Source organism: Endozoicomonas sp. ISHI1, from assembly GCF_024606225.1.
In the GTDB taxonomy this organism is placed as follows: domain Bacteria; phylum Pseudomonadota; class Gammaproteobacteria; order Pseudomonadales; family Endozoicomonadaceae; genus Endozoicomonas_A.
In genome coordinates, this window is the sequence record NZ_JAGRPU010000046.1 from 17,709 (window position 1) to 38,633 (window position 20,925).

The 20,925-nt window shown below is 48.3% G+C and carries 7 protein-coding genes; 1 reads left to right on the forward strand and 6 read right to left on the reverse strand.

What is annotated here, in order from left to right:
- Positions 1–45: 45 nt before the first annotated feature.
- Both KBW69_RS20010 and KBW69_RS20015 read right to left on the reverse strand, forming a co-directional pair.
- The gene (locus KBW69_RS20010; RefSeq protein ID WP_257282020.1) at positions 46–552 is read right to left on the reverse strand and encodes a hypothetical protein; all 507 of its coding nucleotides are present in this window, start codon (positions 550–552) and stop codon (positions 46–48) included.
- A gap of 6 nt (positions 553–558) precedes the next feature.
- Complete coding sequence (locus KBW69_RS20015) at positions 559–1,773, reverse strand: pyridoxal phosphate-dependent aminotransferase (RefSeq protein ID WP_257255507.1); 1,215 nt, start codon at positions 1,771–1,773, stop codon at positions 559–561.
- A 266-nt stretch (positions 1,774–2,039) separates the two neighbouring features.
- Here KBW69_RS20015 and msrB point away from each other — a divergent pair, with 266 nt between their 5' ends.
- Positions 2,040–2,432, forward strand: a complete 393-nt coding sequence (msrB, locus tag KBW69_RS20020; RefSeq protein WP_257255512.1) for a peptide-methionine (R)-S-oxide reductase MsrB — start codon at positions 2,040–2,042, stop codon at positions 2,430–2,432.
- Positions 2,433–2,501: 69 nt separating this feature from the next.
- Here the strand turns inward: msrB and KBW69_RS20025 are convergent, their stop codons facing one another.
- The 4 genes from KBW69_RS20025 to KBW69_RS20040 form a co-directional block, all read right to left on the reverse strand.
- A complete protein-coding gene (locus KBW69_RS20025) occupies positions 2,502–2,852 on the reverse strand; it encodes a hypothetical protein (RefSeq protein ID WP_257255506.1) in 351 nt (116 codons plus the stop codon).
- A 291-nt stretch (positions 2,853–3,143) separates the two neighbouring features.
- On the reverse strand, positions 3,144–8,369 hold the full coding sequence (locus KBW69_RS20030; RefSeq protein ID WP_257282021.1) for a hypothetical protein: 5,226 nt from the start codon (positions 8,367–8,369) through the stop codon (positions 3,144–3,146).
- A gap of 251 nt (positions 8,370–8,620) precedes the next feature.
- Entirely contained in the window at positions 8,621–14,392 is a 5,772-nt protein-coding gene (locus KBW69_RS20035) for a hypothetical protein (protein WP_257282022.1), read from the reverse strand.
- Positions 14,393–14,534: 142 nt separating this feature from the next.
- Positions 14,535–20,846, reverse strand: a complete 6,312-nt coding sequence (locus tag KBW69_RS20040) for a hypothetical protein (RefSeq protein WP_257282023.1) — start codon at positions 20,844–20,846, stop codon at positions 14,535–14,537.
- Between the last annotated feature and the right edge of the window lie 79 nt (positions 20,847–20,925).

Sequence of the window (20,925 nt, forward strand, 5' to 3'; positions counted from 1 at the left end):
GGATTTCAATCCTCATTCAGCCATTTTACAGTTGTTTACAGTTCATCAGGCTTTATCAGTAAAAAATTGCTGGCAGAGCTGGTTTAGCTGGTGTGTACTCCCGGATTTTAATGTTTCACGAAACTGCCAGCCCAGAGTCCCCTTTTTCATAAGAATCGGTTCTGGCAGGTCTTCAAGTTCGGTCGTCAGGCTTGGCATACTGAGCCTGAGGAAACTTTTTTCGGTCAGAACCACCTGATCCAGCCCTTGCATTCGAACTCTCTCGGCATAGTGTATATAACCTTCCCGTGCCAGCCAGAGAAAACTGTCAAAACAGGCTTGATGCCGTTTTCCGGGCAATCCGAATTCATCCACTGGCTCGGGGGAAATAATGTCGTCGACGTACAGAGAGGTCTGTCTTGGGAAGACATTATAGAGATGTACCAGGGTCTTGGCACAGTCATGAAAAAAATCGTCGATGTGAATGTCAGCCATGTTCAGAATGTTGGTTTCCAGAATCCTGTGATCAGTATCATATGGGCCGTTGTGTAACGGCCAGGGTTGACTGAACACTCTTTATTATTGTTTGTACCTACTAAGGAATCGTTCAAGTTTATCGCCCACCATCTCCAGATCTTCAACTCTGGGCAGGGTAATAATCCTGAGATGGTCCGGGTTCGGCCAGTTGAAGGCGCGACCCTGCACCAGCAGGATTTTTTCCTGAATCAGCAAGTCCAGTACCAGCCGTTCATCGTCGTGAATCGGATATTTTTTCGGGTCCAGTTTCGGGAACACATAAAGGGCTCCCCTGGGTTTTACGCAGCTGACGCCGGGTATCTGATTCAGGCGCTCATAGATCACATCTCTCTGTGCCAGAAGTCTGCCGCCGGGAAGTATGAGGTCATTGATGCTCTGGTAACCCCCCAGTGCTGTTTGAATAGCGTGCTGGGCAGGAACGTTCGAGCACAGGCGCATGGAGGCCAGCATCTCCAGGCCTTCCAGATAATCTCTGGCTTTATGTTTGGGACCGCTGGCGACCATCCAGCCAGAACGAAAGCCGGCTGCACGATAAGACTTGGAGAGCCCGTTGAATGAAATCATGAACACATCATCCGCCAGAGAAGCCATGGCCGTGTGCTCTGTCCCGTCAAAGAGAATCTTGTCATAGATCTCGTCAGCAAAAACAATCAGGCTGTGCTGGCGGGCAATCTTGATGATTTCCTGCAGCAGCTCAGGTGGGTAAACGGCACCCGTAGGATTGTTAGGGTTGATGACAACAATGCCCCGGGTCTTGGCGGTGATTTTACTGCGAATATCATTCAGGTCCGGATACCAGTCAGATTGCTCGTCACAGAGGTAGTGAACTGCTCTGCCTCCTGAAAGGTTGGCAGCTGCAGTCCAGAGGGGGTAGTCCGGTGCCGGGATCAGAATTTCATCACCGTTATTCAGCAAGCCCTGCATGGCCATGACGACCAGTTCGCTGACGCCATTACCGATAAAAATGTCTTCCAGCTCGACACCGGGAAAACCTTTCTGCTGACAGTAGTGCATCACAGCCTTGCGCGCCGAAAACAAACCTTTGGAGTCGGTATAGCCCTGGGAGTTGGGAAGGTTGAGAATGACATCCTGAATAATCTCTTCAGGTGCATCAAAGCCGAAAGGTGCAGGGTTGCCGGTGTTGAGTTTCAGAACACGTTGGCCTTCCTCTTCCAGTCTTCTGGCTTCGCGCAATACCGGACCACGTATTTCGTAGCAGACGTTTTCCAGTTTCAGGGACTTCTCAATATCCTTCATGGTTTTTTTCCTGTGGCCGATGAAAGGCCGATTGTCTTTTTGTATTCTGTTATCCGGGGCAGCCTGAGTATTGTTCCATCAATGAGTGGTGTCAGTGCCTTGATTGTTATGGGTCAGGTCATATGATTCTCCGGAACATCATCAACCTGACTATAAATAGACAAGAGCGGGTAAAAAATGTTCTCTCTGGCAGGCATTATGATCGCTTTAAGGCAACAGTGCACGGCTTAAACCCGGATATTTCCGTTATGGAAGCTGGAGTTGGTATGAAAGTTGAAAAAACCGATGCCCAATGGCAGGAAGAGCTGACCGAAGAGCAGTATCACGTCTGTCGGCAGAAGGGTACTGAGCGACCTTTTTCTGGTGAATACGTTCATTTTGATGGTGAAGGTCGTTATAGCTGTGTCTGTTGTGATCAAATATTGTTCGAATCCACTACTAAATTTGATGCAGGTTGTGGTTGGCCCAGCTTCTGGGAAGTAGTGGATAAAGAGGCGGTAAAATACATTGAAGACAAAAGTCTGGGTATGGACCGGATAGAAGTGGTGTGCTCTGCCTGCAACGCGCATCTGGGGCATGTATTCCCAGACGGGCCTGAGCCCACAGGGTTGAGATACTGTATGAATTCGGTCGCTCTTCAGTTCAAAAAGGACAACTGAATTGTCCAGAACCCAGTGCACACCAGAGGTTTTGAGCTCTTACACAAAATCTCCGGGTCGGAGCCGGAGCTAATCTGCCTCTTCGGGGTCGTAACCTTCCAGCTCCCCCTGATCTTCCATTTCATCAAGGTCCGGTTCATCGGGAGCCGGTTCCGGAATCCCTGAATCATCATCTTCATTTATGAACTGTTCAGTGAAAGGTTGATCGCCGTCCTCCTCTGCATCACTCCAGTCTGCATGGTTCACAGTGGCAAAGCCCAACGCCAGTAATATGGCCATGAACGAGGCCGCCGGAACAGCAGAAGAGTAGAGTTTTCTGACAGATATACACTTTAATAGCTCTGGCTTCCCGAGGGCATAGAGAGTGTCAGTCAGCCAGTTAAGTGTCTCTTTTTCTGAGTTTATCTGAGAGTTATTCATTCGAACTGTTTTTTCACGCAAGGAATACATTCATTCATACCTTCTGATAAGGGTTAATCGGTAGCCTGATCAAAAGAAAGCTGTATGAATCCCTCTCCATACTGGCTTCTTTTGGGTGGCGATGATGGGGGGACCTATTGGTCCCTGATATCAAAGTTCGCCGTGGGTATTCTTATAGTTATTACCCGGAGCTTCATCAAGATCGAAGGCCTCAAGACCAGCCTGTGTTGGTTTCATGGCCGTGGATCGAAAGCTTGATTGAGGCGTATTTCTCTTATCATGAACATGTTGTCATTCGAAGAAGGTACCCAGGGTGTAAGAGTAAGGAATACTTTCTGTATGGGAGAATGACCATTTAGGCACATTGTCCCTGAAGTATTTCTCCCAGCCATGCTTATACATCTTCATGGTCTGATCACGTCGTTCACGGAACTGCTGATAATGCTCGTTCCGCGTCCAGCCGAACATCACGTTGTCTGCTTTAACACGGTTGGCATACTCTTCATTTGTTTCATTGAAGCGCTGAGGCGTGGCAATGGCAGTACGTTTCACATAGTCAGCTTCCGTTTCACCCGTGCCTCGCCAGCGATTGATCTTGTCAAGGCTTCGACCCAGGGGGCCACCCAGCCATTGGGTGAGCATCTTATTGTCGTTCATAAAGAAGTCGAAAGTGAGACTCGACGCCAGAGCGAACCCGAAGGTTTGAGCATAGGTAAACCCGGATATCAGACCCTGGGCGTATGCTCCGGCCGTGGCTACCGGGCCCAGCACCAGACCGGCTGTGGCTGAGGCCAAGGTTTTCACTTTTTCGGGGGTGATCCTGTGCAGCAGCGGTATCTGAACCCCTTGTCCGGAACCCATGGATTTGACTATTTCGGGCACCAGACGAAAAATGCTGCGATACATCTGAGGATTGGCATGGCACTGTCTGGCAAACAGCATAGAGCCGGTTCTCAGCAGAATGACTGAGGAAGCGGCCTTGCCCAATGGCATGGCCAGCCCACCCACTTCGGAGATTTTTTCAATTCCGCTGTGGTAGGCATATTGGTCGGTTCGGTCAAGATCAACGCCAAAGCGTTCCAGCCAGTGCTGGAAAGGTGTCAGCATCCTGTGCGTGTAATCACCCCTGTTGGTCAGGTCCAGAAGGTAAAGGAACGCAATATTTGAGAGGGAAGTTTTGGCAGCCTCCAGGGCGGTCCGGGTCATCAGTAGAGGTTTGTAGCTGGAGTAGTACCAGGTGACCGCCTGTACCAGAAAAGCTGAAGGTTTGATCCAGTAATCATGCAGCTGTCGCTCAACTGCTGCGGCATGAACCTGCATCAATGTGTCATGGATAGCCTGGATCAGGTCTGATTCAGACAGGCCAGCCGCATTGGCATAAGGTGCCAGGGTATCCTGAACGTTGGCCAGAAATGCTGCCGTCCTGCGGCCATTTTCAAAGGCAATATCATCAAGCACGTAGTTGGCGATGATAGCTGCTGCGAACTCTTTCATGCCGGCAACAGACTCTTTCATACCCGCCGGGCCAGTTGCGGTCACAGTCACAGGAGCAAAAGCAATGCGCATGAATTGCTCAGCACCCTCATCGGACAGCATCTGGACAACCTTCCTGAACTCTGGCACCTTGACACCGTGTATATAACCAAGGAAGTGTTCAAACTCAGCCACTGTCTGATAACCATCAACACCTCTGACGGCCTTTATGTAATTCTCAAGTTCAACCTTGCTGATCAGACCTTCATGCAGAAGAGCTATTATCTTGTTACCACTGGCAGAACGGGTAGCCAGGTATTCCAGGAAGCTTTTCAGGTCATCTTCTTCATACTTGACGAAGTGAATGGCTATTTTGCCCATGCCGTTAATGACTTCGTCGTATTGAAGTGCCCCTTTACCCATCTCATTTCTGACTCTCTGCACCAGAATCTGGACCTCTTCCAGGATACTCTGAGGCTGATCATCTACAAGCTCGGAAGAGTGGGGAGGGAAACTCCTCATCAGGTTCCTGAAGACTCTTGCAATCCGACTGGCCTGATGAAATGTCAGATCTTTTCCGACCGCTGCCTGCAGGCGAATGGGCGCAAATTCATCGTCAAAATCGAAAGTCGAAAGGAGGGGGGGGACCTTACCGCTTTTCGCTGCAGATGCTGCCAGACCCATTGCAGCTTCCAGAGCCTGCTTCTTGAGAGCGTGCTGATAGATGAAGTCATGCATATCGGTCAGAACTTTTACCTGTCTCGGCGTGTACTGGAAGGGACCGTCATCATTTTCGACGGCTTGCTCGGCAGCCTTCAGGACATACTTCATTCTCTCAATGTCTGCTTTCCTGGCTTCAATTGCTGCTTCCAGACGTGGCTGTTCCCGATTCTTTCGATAAGCAGTCACCAACTCACTTTCAGCTTTTTCTAATGCTTGTCTGGCTGTGGTTGCCTCACGATCAAGGACGTATCGGGGCTTGGGCCCCAGGCGTGTCATATGCCTGTCAAGCTCGTTCTCAATGACCGTGATACGCGTATTAACGTCTGACTGAATCGTGTTGATAACTTCCTCGTCCAGCTGTTGGAGTTTTGCTTTAATTCGACTATTTTGGTCGTTTATAGTGGCATCATCCTTATAGTCTTCCATGTTGAGTTGACGAGCTATCTCGTTGTTCCGCGCTCTCCTGACTGTTTCATCTTCATAGACTTCGTTGACTTCATCCCGAAATGCCTGAATTCTGGTTATTAAAGCATCCTTCCGGTCAGACAGGCTGGCACCCTCGTCAAAGTTCATCATTAGATCACTGGCCAGTTTCGCTGTGAAAGCCTTGACTTTTTGTACAGCCGCAACGTAATCAAGAGGGTGGATATTCAGTTGGTGCTCTACGGCTGCAATCAAACGTGTCTGTCGTTTTCTGACCTGCTGATCGTGGTACGGTTCTTCGACTTTATAAGTAAGACTCGCATCAAGCTTCCTGAGTCTGAGACCCCTCTCGTCAAGCGTTTTGCTGTCTTCTTTCCAGAGGGCCTGTTCTATCTCACCCAGCAGGTATTCTCCGGCGTCATTGTGGTTCATTATTTTAAGAACCATGGCAAGTCTTGCTGCTCTGTCCTTCCGTTTTCCATAGGCGATGTTGAGTGTTTCTTCTACTTCTGCCAGCGGATCTGTCTGTTGTTCTCTGTCTTGCTTATCCGGTTCAGGGCCTCCGACTTTATAGTGAAGATGCGCAAGAAGCCTGGCGAGTTTAAGACCTTTCCCGACCAGAGCTGCGTTTTCATCTGCCCAGAGGGTGTTATCTATCTTATCCAGCATATGATCTGTGAGATCATCGCCGTCAAACATTCTTCGGACCCTGATAAGTCTTGTTGTTTTGTCATCTTCTTCATTGACTTTGATGTCGAGTATTCCTTCTATGTCTTTCAGTATGTCAAGGGCCTTTTTCTCTGACCGTTGTCTGGCTTTTGCGATGAACTCCTGCAGCTCTTCAGAAATGCTTTGGCGACGAAGGTACACATCATCGTTTTCATCAGGGGCTTTCATCTGAAGGGCTTTTTCCACGTCACTCAATGTCTCAAGGACTTCAGGCATCACTTCGGAGTGGCCTGTTCTTATGTAATCCACATAGGTGTCCAGAAATTTAAGCTTGATAAGTTTGTGATATACAGCTGACTCCACGGCAGAGCGGTCTGATAGTGCGGTCTTGTCGTTCGGATCAATACCAAGAACCTGAGCCAGGACACCTTTTCTAATATCGGTGTAAATATCTTCCTGATCGAGTTGAATGCTCATAGTCTTAAGTTGTTGACGCAGACTCTGCGCTTCAGCATTCATTGTTTCCAGTTTTTGAATCAGGCGTTCTTGCTGATCGTCAATATCTGTATTGTCATCAAAATCCTCAATGCTTAAATGTGCGGCAATGGTTGCAACGAGAGCTTTGGTCGCAGCTATTGTTTCAGCTTCTGTTCTGATGCCCGGTCTGGCATGTTTTGCCCGCAGTTCCTCCAGGTTTCCGGATAACTCAAGCAGCTGTCTGGCCATGTCGGTCATGACTCTGGCAGTAAACTCTTCGTCTACTCCGGGATCGATCTCCGCTGGTTTGATATCGCCGATAACGGGTATCACTTTGCGAATATTCTGAAAAAAGTGCGGGTTCATCAGAAGATTTCTAAGCACGGGCTTGAAGCTGAAGTATTTTGCGAGTTGCTTATGCAACCGGGTTGGTGTGATGACTAATGAAGCGACTCTGATGTGTTCCAGTGTGAACTCAAATTCACTTGGTTCACATGGGTTATCTGGAGTAGCCAGAGCCAAGGCCTGCTGAAGGGATTCGTAGTATGCAAGCGAACGCACCGCCAGTTTGTCTTCGTCTGAAAGCATCGTGGGTTGATCTTTATCAATGCCAGCATCGTGCCGCGCAACAATCTCCTCCAGCAGTGACATCTGCCTGCTTCGAATGATGAACTCGTAGTTTTTTATCTTATATCTGAGAAGCCATGTTATGACAGCAGGGGCGGGGTTATTAACCCCAGCTATTGCCCAGAGTTTGTAGAGGTTTTCTACAAGAGCGACGTCACCCGGATTGTGCATCTGACCATGAAAAACAATATCCTCTCCCGGAGCTTCTGCTATTTCCAACTTAGGATAACCCGCAGGCACAGGATAAAACTGTGTGTCATCCTCGACGTGTACAACATAGCCGACGGGTTTGTTGTGTGCCAATAGTTCGTTAAGCGCCTGCTGTTGTAAATCCTCTTTCAGGACATGAACCTGGATGTAGGCAGAGGCGGCAGCCGCCAGGAGAGCCTCATCATTGACAAAGAGTGATTGACCCAGACGTTGCGGTTCAGGGGGCTGATCGCCCGAAGCGATAAGGCGCATGAAGGTACGCCCATTCACTGCAACTTTTTCAACTTCAATGGTGGCAAGGGCAACATAGTGATCGCGTTTACCGAGGTGTCCTGCTCTGTTACTGGCAGCTTCCAGTAATTCAGCCAGTTGCATGGGGCTGGTGATTTTCGTTAACGGTTCTAATAATGATGAACTGAACACTAATTGACGGCGAGCAGACTCTACTGAATCCTGATCGGTCATTCCGCCTCTGACTTCAATGACCAGTTTCTTTTCCTCAAGGTTGTGGGTAAACCTGAAGACGCCCTCATCACCTACCTTGAGAACTTTGGTATATTTCTGAGCAACGCCATTCACGTCCGTTTCAAACTGATCAACACTGGAAACGCCATCATCAATACCATAAAGAATGTCTGTAAGGCTTATAATAGTAGGGATATAATCGGGACTTTCTGAAGGTGAAGGCTCATAAGGGTAGGTGGTGGTAACAGATTTGGGTACTGGCTGCTGGTCATCACCTAAAGTTGGCTGAACCATGACTTCACTACGAGTATACTCAGCACCTCTACTGCCCGGAATATAGGCAGATTTTGTCTCCAGTTTGCGAACGGCCAGTGCTTCTGTACTCATGATGGAAGAGCTGATTGCAATGGCCACTGCAAGGCTTAATGCATTGGGGCAGGTATTTGTCATTCTACTACCTCAGAGCTGAATACTTTTATTGCTGTGAAAAGTGATTGCCCTTCCTGGCGAGGAAGCAACTTGGCTCATGGCTGTTCCGGTAAGCTGTTGAACGAATTCAGTTCACAGTATTAAAGTCCAATGCCAGTAAAATGGAGCATTTTTTTCAGGGAAGGAATGCATTCATAACTTCTTACAGTGCTCAGTCGATGGCCTGATCTGAAAGAAACCGGGTATTTATTCCTTAATAACGAGGTCTGGTATCAAAGTTCGTGGCGGGTATTCTTATCTTTATCAAGGTGAAGCTTCTCAACCTCAAGGTCAGTCCTTGCTGCTTTCACCGCAGCAGGGTTTTCGTCAGCCGCTGCAGCCCTTGACTCGAATAAAGCACCCAGAGTGTAGGAGTCAGGAATACTTTCTGCATGAGAAAACGACCATTTAGGCACATTGTCCCTGAAGTATTTCTCCCAGCTATTCTCAAACATTTTCATTGTGCGATCACGGCGTTCACGGAACTGCAGATAATTTTCATGTCGAGTCCAGCCAGGCATTATGTTGCTTGCTTTAACATGGTTTGCATAGGCTTCATCGGTTTCATTAAAGCGCTGAGGCGAGGCAATAGCGGTACGTTTCACATAGTCAGATTCCGTTTCACCCACGCCTGTCCAGCGATTTATCTTGTCAAGACTCCGGCCCAGAGGGCCACCCAGCCATTGAGTAAGCATCTTGTTGTCGTTCATAAAGAAATCGTAAGTGAGACTCGAAGCCAGAGCGAATCCGAAGGTTTGGGCGTAGGTAAACCCTGATATCAGACCGTGGGCGTATGCTCCGACCGTGGCTACCGGACCCAGCACCAGTCCGGCTGTGGCCGAGGCCAGAGTCTTTATTTTTTGTGGTGTCACCCGGTGCAGCAGCGGTACCTGAACGCCTTGCCCGGAACTCATGGATGCCACTATTTCGGGCACCAGGCGGGAAATGCTGCGATACATCCGGGGGTTGGCGTTGTGCTGTCTTGCAAACAGCATGGAACCGGTTTTCAGTAGAACGACTGAGGAAGCAGCCTTGCCGAATGGCATCGCCAGCCCGCCCAGCTCTGCAAGTTGTTCAATTTCACTGTGGAATTTATAGTGTTGGGTTCGGTCAAGATCAAAGCTGTAGTGTTCCAACCAGTGCTGGAAAGGTATGCGCATCCTGTGCGTGTAATCACCCCTGTTGGTCAGGTCCAGAAGATAGAGGAACCACATGTTTGACAGCGACAGCAAGCCAGCCTTCAAGGCGGTATGGGCCACCAGCAGAGGTTTATAGCTGGAGTAGTACCAGGTGACCGCCTGTAACAGGAAGGCTGAAGGTTTGGCCCAGTAGTCATTGAGCTGCTGTTCAACCGCTGCGGCATGAGCCTGCTTTAATGTGTCATGGATAGCCTGGAGCAGCTCTGATTCAGACAAGCCAACGGCATTGGCGTAGGGTGCCAGGGTATCCTGAACATTGGCCAGAAATGCTGCCGACCTGCGACCATTTTCGAAGGCAATATCATCAAGCACATAGTTCGCGATGATAGCCGCTGCGTACTCTTTCATGCCGGCAACGGACTCTTTCATACCCGCCGGACAAGTTGCGGTCACGGTCACAGGAGCAAAGGCAATCCGCATGAATTGCTCAGCTCCTTCATCGGACAGTGCCCGGACAACGACTTTAAAGCGATGCACGTTGACGCCGTGTTTATAACCAAGGAAGTGCTCAAATTCATCCACTGTCTGATATCCATCGACACCTCTGATAGCCTTTAAGTAGTTCTCAAGTTCAGCCTTGCTGATCGCGCCTTCCCTCAGCAGAGCTATGATCTTGTTACCACTGGCAGAATGGCTAGCGAAGTATTCCGGGAAGCTTTCCAGATCCTCCGTTTCAGGCTCGACGAAGTGAATGTCTGTTTTGCCCATGGCGCGAATTTCGTCCTTGAATTCTTGGGATCCTATTTTCATCTCATCCATGGCCTTGAGCGCAAGAATATCAACTTCATCCAGTGCATCCTCGGGCTGACCATACGGGGGCTGGACAGGGGATTTAGGAAAGGCGGTCTTCAGGCTCTTAAAAACTTCCACAATCCGACTGGCCTGTTTAAATGTCACTTTGTCGTCGGCATTTGCCTGTACGCGAATGGATGCAAATTCATCGTTAAAATTGAAAGCCGGAAGAAATGTCATTCCCTTATCGCTCTCCATTGTTGCTACGCGCAGGCCAATTGCGGCTTCCATAGCTTGTTTTTTGAGAGGGTGCTGCTGCATGAAGTCTTTGATATCGGTCAGAAGTTTTGCCTCTCTTGGTGAGTACAGGAAGGGACTGCTATCCCTGTCGTGCTCACGCTGGAATTCCGTGACCTGAGTGTACTTTTTTCTGGTAAGAGGCAGTTCACCCCATACTCCATCTTCATCGGTTGCCCGACCTTGGGTATCTGAATGGTCATTAACAGCAAGAATGTAATCAGCTTCTTCCAGCGAAGCGGGGTCGCCATTTATCCAGATGTGCAGATTTGTTTTGGCTTCCTGTTCCTTAATGATTTCATCCCGTATTTCGACACTGTATCCCAGCAGGTGTTTTATGATGTCCTCTGCTCGCTCTTCATTGGACTGCTCGTCACCTGCAGACAGACCCAGCTCGCTCTGAAATTGTTTCATTGCCCGATTGAGCTCCACGTCGTCTTCATCCGAGGTCTCTTGGAGATACGCATCCATATCGCGTTTAGTCTTCTCCAGGACATTTTTAGCTTCTTTTACTGCTAGCCTGGCTCTGGCTACCTCACGTTCAAGTACGTATCGGGGATTTAGTTTCAGCTGAGCTATTTGCCTGTCAAGCTCATTCTCAATGACTGCGGTACGCTCATTAATGGTAGGCTGACCCACTTTGTGAATTTCTCGAGTCAGTTTTACGAGTGTTTCTTCAATGAGAGTGATCTGATCATCCACACAGGCATTATTTTTATAGTCTTTAATGTTGAGTTGATGAGCAATTTCATTGTTTGTATCTCTTGATAAACCTTCATCTTCATAGCGGTGGAATACTTTGAACCTTAATTCCGAAATTCTGGCCAGTAGGGCATCCACCTGATTTTGCACGCTGGCGTCTTTTTCTAATTCTACTTCCAGATTATCGGCCACTTTAGCAATTAAAGCCTTGTTCCTTTCCCTGGCAGCAGCATTTTCACTCCTGTCGATGCCCAGATCGTCCTCTAAAGCCTGAAGCATCAGATTCTGTCGTCCTTTGGCTAGCTGATCTGCATGTTCGACATAAAGGGTAAGATGAGAATAAAGCAGGAGCTTCTCAAGTTTACCTTTCCTTTTTTTGTAATCAGCAGGTTTGGTATCTTCTCTCCAGAGGGCATGATACTGATGCTCCGTTATTTTTTCGATGACATCATCGTCTTCAAGTTTTATACGAACCCTGTCAAGTCGTTCCAGTTTGTTATCACTTTCACTGACCTGGATCTCGAGTATTTCTTCTGCGGTTTTCAGTACATCCAGCGCCTCTTCCTCTGCCCGCTGTCTGGCCTCTGAGAGGTATGTCTGAATTTTCTCAGAAATCGCGTTACGACGATAATACACATCGCCCTCGCTATCGAGGTCAACCATGTTCAGGGTTTTTTCTACAGCGGTCAGCTTCCGAAGTATTTTAGGACGGAGGCTTGATGTTCTGATGTCTTCCAGTTTTTTTTCGAAGCCTGCAAGATAGATGAACATATTGAATACTGATTTTTCCAGGACGTTCTGGTTCTCTTCTGTGCTGTCTTCACTCAGTCTAATACCAAGAATCTCTGCCAGAGCATTTTGCCTGGCCTCGGGGTAAGAATGATCTTGACCATACATTTGCTTCATTGTATGGAGCAGGATGTCTTTTTGAATATCCATTGCCTTGATTTTCTGAAGCAGCTGTTCTTGCTGAGCGTCAACATTTGCATTGGTATCAAAATTTTTAATGTTTAAATCTGCGGCAATGGTTGCATAGCGAGCTTTGATTGCAGCTGCATTTCCAGCTTCTGTGATGGTTTTCTGAAGGAGGTGTTGTTGGATCAGAGCTTTCTGCTGTTCAAGGTGCTGCAGAATGGCCTGGTGACGGACTTGCGGGGCATCTTCGTCGTCAGGAATCAGGCCGAGCTTACTTTCCAGGTTGGCCAGTCTCTCCGGAGCCTCCTCGTCGGCCAGTTCTGTCTTATGTTGTATATGCTGTTGAACAGACTGAAAGCGGGCAACAAGATCGTTTTCATTGTCCGGAGTCATACCGAACTGATTTTCAAGAGCTGCCAGTTTTGTCATTATAATTCCATAATCAGGCTGTTCTGTTGCAGCAAAGGTTGTAGCCAACGCCTGCGTGATTTCATGAATTTTCTTTCTGAAAATTTTGGCTTGTTCTTCTGATGACTGGATATCATCCCAGTTATCAATACCAAGTTCTGTTGCCGCTTCGCGAATTAATTTTTCGTTAAGTGTGCCCGGTCTGGCATGTTTTGCCCGCAGCTTCTCCAGGTTCCTGGATAACTCAAGCAGCTGTCTGGTCATGTCGGTCATCACTCTGGCAGTAAACTCTTCGTCTTTTTCGGGATCGATCTGCGCTTGTTTGATATCGCCGACAACGGGTATCACTTTCCGAATATGCTGTAAAAAGTGTGGGTTCATCAGAAGTTTTTTAAGTACGGGTTTGAAGCCAAAGTGTTCTTCGAGTTGCTTATACATCCGGGTTTGCGTGATGACTGATGAAGCGGCTCTGATGTGTTCCAGTGTGAACTCATATTGACGTTTATATGGTTTATTTGGAGTAGCCAGCGCCAATGCCTGCTGGAGGGATTCGTAATTTGCAAGGGAACGCACCGCCAGTTTATCTTCGTTAGAAAGCATCGTCGGTTGATCTTTGTTAACGCCGATATCGTGTCGTGCAACAATCTCCTCCAGCAGTGCCATCTGCCTGCTTCGGATGACGAACTCGTAGCTTTTGATCTTATGTTTGAGAAGCTCTGTTATGCCTGCAGGGGCGCGATTATTAACCCCAGCTTCTGCCCAGAGTTTGTAGAGGGTTTCTACAAAAGCGACGTCATCCGGATTTGGCATCTGACCATGAAAAACAATATCCTCCCCCGGAGCTTCTGTTATTTCCAACTTTGGATAACCTGCAGGCACAGGATAAACCTGTGTGTCATCCTCGACGTGTACAACATAGCCGACGGGTTTGTTGTGTGCCAATAGTTCGTTTAGCACCTGCTGTTGCAGGTCCTCCTTCAGGAGATGAACCTGGATGTAGGCAGAGGCCGCAGCTGCCAGGAGAGCCTCATCATTGATAAAGAGTGATTGACCCAGACGTTGCAGTTCAGGGGGCTGATCGCCCGAAGCGATAAGACGCATGAAGGTACGCTCATTCACTTCAACTTTTTCAACTTCAATGGTGGCAAGGGCAACGAAGTGATCACTTGAGCCGAGGTTTCCTGCTCTTGCACCGGCAGCTTTCAAAACGTCAGACAGTTGCTGGGGGCTGGCGATTTTCGTTAACGGTTCTAATGATGAACAAAATAATTGATGACGAGTAACCTTAACTGAATCCCGATCGGTCATTCCGCCTCTGACTTCAATGACCAGTTTCTTTTCCTCGAGGTTATGGGTAAACCTGAAGACGCCCTCATCACCTACCTTGAGAACTTTGGTATATTTCTGAGCAACGTCATTCTCGTCTGTTTCAAACTGATCAACACTGGAAACGCCTTCATCAATACCATAAAGAATTTCTGTAAAGCTCATACCTCCGGGAGGGATAGAGTCGGTACTTTCTGAAAGCTCATAAGGGTAGGTGGTGGTAATAGATTTGGGTATTGTCTGCTGGTCATCAGCTAAAGTTGGCTGAACTATGACCTCACTACGAGTATACTCAAAACCTCCATTGCCCGGAATATAGGCAGATATCTTCAGTTTGCGAACGGCCTGTGCCTCTGTACTCATGATGGAAGAGCTGATTGCAATCGCCACTGCAAGACTTAGTGCATTGGGGCAGGTGTTTGACATTTTAAAACCTTAGAGCTGAATACTTTTATTACTGTGAAAAGTGATTGTCATACCTGGCGAGGAAGCAACTTACGATGGTTTATGGCTGTCAATCGCTCGTGGCTGTTCCGGTAAGCTTTTGTACGAATTTAGTTCACAGAATTCAAAGTTCGTCCTGCGTCTTCTTATCTTTATCAAGGTGAAGCTTCTCAACCTTGAGACCAGCCGGTGCTGCTTTCACCGCTGCGGGGTTTTCCTCAGCCGCTATAGCCCTTGATTCAAATAAAGCACCCAGAGTGTAGGAGTAAGGAATACTTTCTGCATGAGAAAACGACCATCTGGGCACATTGTCCCTGAAGTATTGCTCCCAGCTATTCTCAAACATCTTCATTGTGCGATCACGGCGTTCACGAAACTGCAGATAATTTTCATGTCGAGTCCAGCCATGCGTCGCGTCGCTTGCTTTAACACGGTTTGTATAGGCTTCATCGGTTTCATTGAAGCGCTGAGGCGAGGCAATAGCGGTGCGTTTTACATAATCATCTTGCGTTTCACCTACGCCTCTCCAGCGGTTGATCTTGTCAAGACTTCGGCCCATAGGTCCGCCCAGCCATTGGGTGAGCATTTTGTTGTCATTCATGAAAAAGTCGAAAGTGAGACTGGATGCCAGAGCGAATCCGAAGGTTTGAGCATAGGTGAACCCGGATATAAGGCCGTGGGCGTATGCTCCGACAGTGGCTACCGGACCCAGCACCAGACCGGCTGTGGCCGAGGCCAGGGTTTTCACTTTTTGTGGTGTCACCCGGTGCAGCAGCGGTACCTGAACGCCTTGTCCGGAACCCATGGATTTCACTATTTCAGGCACCAGACGGGAAATGCTGCGATACATCTGAGGATTGGCATGGTGCTGTCTGGCAAACAGCACAGGGCCCATTCTCAGAAGAATGACTGAAGAAGCAGCTTTGCCCAATGGCATGGCCAGCCCGCCCACTTCAGAGACTTGTTCAATCCCGTCGTGGCAGGCATATTGGTGGGTGCGGTCAAGATCAACACCATAGTGTTCCAGCCAGTGCTGGAAAGGTGTGAGTATTCTGTGCGTGTAATCACCCCTGTTGGTCAGGTCCAGAAGGTAGAGGAACACCATGCCTGACAGGGACAGTTTGGCAGCATTCCGGGCGTTAGTGATTGCCAGCAGAGGTTTGTAGCTGGAGTAGTACCAGGTGACAGGCTGAACCAGAAAGGCTGAAGGTTTTACCCAGTAATCATTGAGCTGCCATTCAACCGCTGCGGCATGAGTCTGCATCAATGTGTCATGGATAGCCTTGATCAGCTCTGATTCAGACAGGCCAGCAGCATTGGCGTAACGCGTCAGGGTATCCTGAACATTGGCAAGAAATGCTGCCGTCCTGCGGCCATTGTCAAAGGCAATATCATCCAGCACGTAGTTGGCGATGACAGCTGCTGCATACTCTTTCATACCGGCAACAGACTCTTTCATACCTGTCGGGCCGGTTGCAGTCGGGGTCACAGGAATAAAGGCGCTCTGCATAAATTCCTCAGCACCCTTATCGGACAGCATCTGGACGAGCTTCCTGAACTGGGGCACATGGACACCGTGTTTGCTGCCAATAAAGTGTTCAAATTCGCCCATTGCCGTATAAACACCGGCACCTCTGACGGCCTTCAGGTAGTGTTCAAGTTCAACTTTGCTGATCAGGCCTTCACGGAGCAAAGTGATTATATTGTAACCACTGGCAGAATGGCTGGCGAAGTATTCCGGGAAGCCTTTCAGGCCCCCTTGTTCATGCTCGACGAAGTGAATGAATGTTTTGCCCATGCCGCGAATCAGGTCGTCGTATTGTTGGGGCCCTTTTTTTGTCTGATAGATGGCCCATAGCGACAAAGTCAGGACATGTGAGAGAGCACTCTGAGGTCGATCTGCTATTGGCTCGAGAGTGGATTCCGGGAAGACCTTCAGGCTCTTGAAAGTTTCCACCATCCGACTGGCCTGTTCAAACGTCAGTTTGTCTCCGATCTGTGCCTGCAAGCGAATCGCAGCAAATCCATCGTCAAAATGCAAAGTCGGAAGCAACAGTGTTTGCTTACCGCTGGCAACTGCTGCTTCTCTCAGGCCAATTGCAGCTTCCAGGGCTTGTTTTTTGAGAGGATGTTGCTGGGTGAACTCGTGGATAGTGTTCAGAACCTGTACCTGTTTCGGCGTGTACTGGAAGGGGCCAGGGTCACTCTCGACGGCTTGCTCTGCTGCCTTCAGGACTCCCTTCATTCTCTCAATGTCTGTTTTCCTGTATTCAATATTATTTTGCAAATGATTCTGTTCCTGAATCAGGTGTCTGACAGTGCCACCATAGCCATCGTTTCCACCTATTTGTACCTGTCTGTTTCTCAGGGCATTAAGCCGTTGTTCATGGGTGTCAGCAGGAGCTGGTTTAAGACCCATAGCTTTTTCGGTGGCTTCAAGAAGCGCATTATGATCCGCCAAGTCTTGTTTTGCATTGGATAAAGCCTCACTTTTGCGGCTCAGGGCTAAAGACAGCTGAGCTATTTCGAGATTGGGTAAGGCTTTAATCAACTCATCGCTGGTTCCAAATTCGATCTCCTTTTGCTTGCGAATCATATCCGCTTGTGCAAGAGCCTCTTCAGTCATTGCATTGGCTACATTCATACTTTTTCTGTCGTGTTCACGCAGTAAGTCTCTGAGCTGAGCGTACTTTTTCCTGTTGTAAAGCAGTTTACCCAATGCTTCACTGAATTTATTTTGACCATCAGAATCTGTATAGCGTGCAATGGCAATCAAGTAATCAGATGCTTCCTCCAGACCGGTGTCACCTGTTATCTGGATATTCAGACCTGATTTGATTCCCAGTTCCTCAAGGATTTCATCTCGTTTTTCTGCGCTGCATTCCAGCAGGAAATGCCTGATGTCTTTCAGTCGCTCTTCAGTGGTTTGCTCGTCACTTGCAGCCAGGCCTAACTCGATCTGAGCTTCTTTCATTCTCTGGTTGAGAGCTGCGTTTTCTTTATCCGGGATATGTTGGAGGTCAGCACGGTTCCCCGCAAATATCAGGTGTTCGCCACGAAGCTCTTTCAGGTTGCGATGAATAGCTGCCAGTTCATTTTCAGCATTTTTAATTGCTCCTCTGGCTGTGGCGGCATCACGATCAAGGACAAATCGGGGCTTAGGCCCCAAGCGAGCCATTTGCCTGTCCAGCTCATTTTCAATGGCTGCGATACGCTCATCAACCTCAGGCTGACCGGCTTTAAACACTTCTTCATCCAAGTGTTCAAGTTTTGCCTTAATCAGGCTGTTCTGCTCGTCTATACCGGCATCAACTCTAAAGTCCCTAAGCTCGAGTTGATCAGCCATTTGATTGTTTCTGATTCTTTTGACACCCTCATCGTCATAAGTTTCGTTTACTTCTTTCATTAGTTCCTTAATTCTGTCTCTTAGAGCATGCTGCTGGTCGAACAGATTGGCATCGTCTGCAAACCCTATCTGCAGATCACTGGCCAGTTTAGCTATGAAATTTTTTCCTCTTTCTTTAGCGGCAGGATATTCATGATGTAAGATATTCAGTGCGACCTCCAGATCGATAAGATAAATTGCCTGTCGTATTCTGGCTCGCTGATCCGATTCTTCGTTTAAAGAGTTGAGAAGATCATGAATGCCAGAGAGTAAGACGTCCACCTGCATCGGACTCCCCTCCGGAGCGGGTCTGTCAGTTGCAACACGGAGGAGCCTGTCCATGTCAGCCAACTGGTCATTTGAGACATTACCGCTATCAAGTCTTGCACGAACCCTTGCCAGTTTTGCTGCCTTGCCATCACTTTCACTGATTCTGACTCTGATACCGAGTCTGTCTTCCAGCAGTTGCAGTATGATCGAGACCTGTGCCTCTTGCCGCAGTCTGGCTTCACTGACGTATAAGCGTATGTCTTCAGAAACGAGCTGACGATTGAGATACACATCGTCCCTTTCATTGATGTGACTCTTATCTCCCAGAGCTTTTTCCATGGCACGAAGTGTCTCAAAAACTTCAGGCAAGGCTTTGGACTGACCAGGTGTGTTGATGTCTTTCAGTTGTTCTTCCAGTGCTGCATTCTTGAGAAGCGTGGTATGAATGGTTGACTTCAGGACATTGATGTCTTCTGTTGCGATGCCCTCGTTAAGCTCACTCAGATCAGCGATTTCTTGTTTGACATTCATTGTCTTAATTTTTTCAGCCCGATCTTTGGTATCTTTTTTGATGGTCTGTTGCTGAAAACGTTCCTGACCGGCCTGAGCTGCCTGCTGCTTCGGGTGCTTTCGAATGGCCCGGGAACGGACTTCCGGACCCTTTTCGATATCCTGGTCCAGACTGAGCCGATGTTGAATCCTGGTCAGAAGTTTGTGGATTCCAGCATCGGTCATTTCTGTCTTTTGTTGCAGGTGCTGGTACTGCTGAATGGACTGACAGCGGGCTACCAGATCGTTTTCATCCACCGGAGTAATACCGAACCGGTCTTCAATGGCTGCCAGTTTTGCTTTTACAGCCTCAGGACCAGGCTGTCCTGTTGCGGCAAATGTTGCGGCCACTGATTGGTGCATTTCATGAATGTTTTTTCTGATAAGTCTGACTTGTTCTTCTGCTGGCTGGGTACCATCCCAGTTGTCAATACCAAGCACCTCTGCCAGTTGAGTGTTGTGAGCTATGCTGGCTTCTTCTCTGGCGTCAAGGAGTTGTCGTTGCAGATACGGGATTCGTTCGACTTCATACTGAAGTTTCTGTGACTGTTCTTCCAGTTCTTTCGCCACTTTACGAATCAGTGCGAGCTTATCCCCGGCCTGTTGCTTAAGTTGAAGTGCTCTGAGTTTTTCCTCTTCACTGGCATTGGCTGTCTCCGATACAAGCTCTAAATGGTTTTTAACCCGGATCAGTTCGCTTTTTTTGACCAGGTGCTCTTGCAGCTGTCTTTCCCACTCAACCATTTGTCTGGCCGTGTCGCTCACGACTTTGGCAGCAAACTGTTCGTCGTGGTTAAAAACATCGAGCTGTGATTCGTCGACAACGGGTATATGACTCATAATACCGTTAACAAAATTCTGATTGATCAGGAGGTCTTTAAGTGCAGGCTTGAAGCTGAAGTGTTTTGTGAGTTGAATCTGCAACCAGGTTGGTGTGATGACAGTTGAACTGGCTCTGACATGCTCTGGTGTGAATTCAAATTCAACTGCTTGAGCTGGCATGGCACTGGACAATGCCTGCTGAAGAAATTCGTAGTAGGAAAGCGCATGCACTGCCAGTTTATCCTGGTCTGTAAGCGTCGTCGGCTGATCTTTGCCAGCTCCGGCATCGTGCCGTGCAACAAACTCCTCCAACAGTGCCATCTGCCTGCTTAGAATGGCGAACTGGTAGCCTTTGACCTTATGTTTTTTAACCCGTGTCGCAGCAGCAGCGGGGTTATTCTCCCCGGCTTCTAACCAAAGTTTATGGAGGTTTTCTACAAAGGCGATATCATGGGGATTCGGATTCTGACCATGGAAAACAATAACCTCTCCGGAAGCTTCTGCTACTTCCAGCTTTGGATAGCCCTCAGGCACAGGATAAACCTGTGTGTCATCCTCGACGTGAACAACATAGCCGACAGGTTTGCTGTGTGCCAACAGATCATTAAGGGCCTGCTGTTGTATATCCCCTTCCAGGACATGAACCTGAACATAGGCAGAGGTGGCTGCCGCCAGCAGGGCTTCATCATTGACAAAGAGTGATTGACCCAGACGTTGCAGTGCAGGGGGCTGATCGCCCGAAGCGATAAGACGCATGAAGGTACGCCCATTCACTTCAACTTTTTCTACTTCAATGGTGGCAAGGGGAACATAGTGATCACTTGCGCCGAGGTTTCCTGCCCTGTCACCGACACCCTCCAGCAAAAATGCCAGTTGTACCGGGTTGGCGATTTTCGTTGACAGCTCTAATGATTGGATGCCAACCAATTGATCACGAACAGCCTTAACTGAATCCTGATCGGTCATTCCACCTCTGACTTCAATGACCAGTTCCTTTTCTTCAAGGTTATGGGTGAACCTGAAGAATCCTTCATCACCCACCTTCAGGACTTTGGTATATTTCTGAGCAATACCATCCTCGCTTGTTTCAAACTGATCAACACTGGAAACGTCACCATTAATACCATAAAGAACTTCTGTAAAGCCTATAGAAGGAAGGGCAGAGTCCTTACTTTCCTGAGGCTTATAAGAGTAGGTGGTGGTAAAGGATTTGGGTATTGGTTGTTGGTCTTGGCCTAAAGTTGGCTGAATCACAACCTCACTCTGGGTAAACTCCTTGTGTCCATTGCCCCCGATATCGATAGATTTTATCTGCAGCCTGCGATCGGCCAGTGCCTGTGTAACAATGATGGAAGAGCTGATGGCAAAGGCCACTGCAAGGCTCACTGCATCGGGGCGAGCATATCTCATCCTACTACCTCAGAGCTGAGTACTTTATTACCGTGAAAAGTGATGTCCAGACCAGGCTGGGATGCGGCTTTTATTTTTT